This is a genomic window from Dactylosporangium sucinum (assembly GCF_014647515.1).
Lineage (GTDB): Bacteria > Actinomycetota > Actinomycetes > Mycobacteriales > Micromonosporaceae > Dactylosporangium > Dactylosporangium sucinum.
In genome coordinates this window covers 1-756 of sequence record NZ_BMPI01000210.1, presented here as the reverse complement: position 1 = coordinate 756, position 756 = coordinate 1, and the positions used below count along the sequence as shown (strand labels likewise).

The window sequence follows — 756 nt, the reverse complement described above, 5'->3', positions numbered from 1 at the left end:
GGGAGGGGACTTCGGTCCCGGGCGATCGGGGAGGTTCGGCACCGGCCGCCGGCGCGGTCCCGGGATGACGATGGTGGTGTCACCAAGGGAACGCGGCAGGAGGCCGACGATGAGCACCGCCCACATCCACCAGGTCAGCCAGCGGGTCAACCACCTCGAGCACGTCGAAGCCCCGGGCAGCATGCTCACGAAGACGGCGGCGCGGACCCTCGCGGTCCTGCGCTACGCCACCGGATCGGTCTTCCTCTGGGCCTTCGCCGACAAGACCTTCGGCCTCGGCTACAGCACCCCCGAAGCCAAAGCCTGGATCCACGGCGGCAACCCCACCAAAGGCTTCCTCGCCAACGTCGACACCGGCCCCCTGCAAGGCTTCTTCCACACCATCGCCGGCACCTGGTACGCCAACTGGCTGTTCATGCTCGCCCTGCTCGGCATCGGCATCGCCCTGTTCGCCGGCATCGGCCTGCGCATCGCCGCCGCCGCCGGCACCCTCCTCATGACCGGCATGTGGCTCGCCGAATTCCCACCCACCGCCACCGCCTCGACCAACCCCTTCACCGACTACCACATCATCTACGCCATCGTCCTCATCGCCCTCGCCGCCGCCTACGCCGGCCACACCTGGGGCCTCGGCCGAGCCTGGGCCAAACTCCCCCTCGTCCAGCGCAACCGCTGGCTCATCTGAACAACACCCACCCACACCCGGGGAGCCGGCCACCAGCCGGCCCCCCGGGTTTCGCGTTCCTGGCGGCCGTC

At 70.0% G+C, this 756-nt stretch carries 1 protein-coding gene; it reads left to right on the top strand.

What is annotated here, in order from left to right:
• The first annotated feature begins 109 nt into the window (after positions 1-109).
• Complete coding sequence (locus tag IEZ31_RS55880; RefSeq protein WP_190258306.1) at positions 110-685, top strand: DoxX family membrane protein; 576 nt, start codon at positions 110-112, stop codon at positions 683-685.
• The last annotated feature ends 71 nt before the right edge of the window (positions 686-756 follow it).

Bases quoted from the DNA above. Each gene is read 5' to 3' on its own strand.
- IEZ31_RS55880 (WP_190258306.1), top strand. From the start codon at position 110: ATGAGCACCGCCCACATCCACCAGGTCAGCCAGCGGGTCAACCACCTC.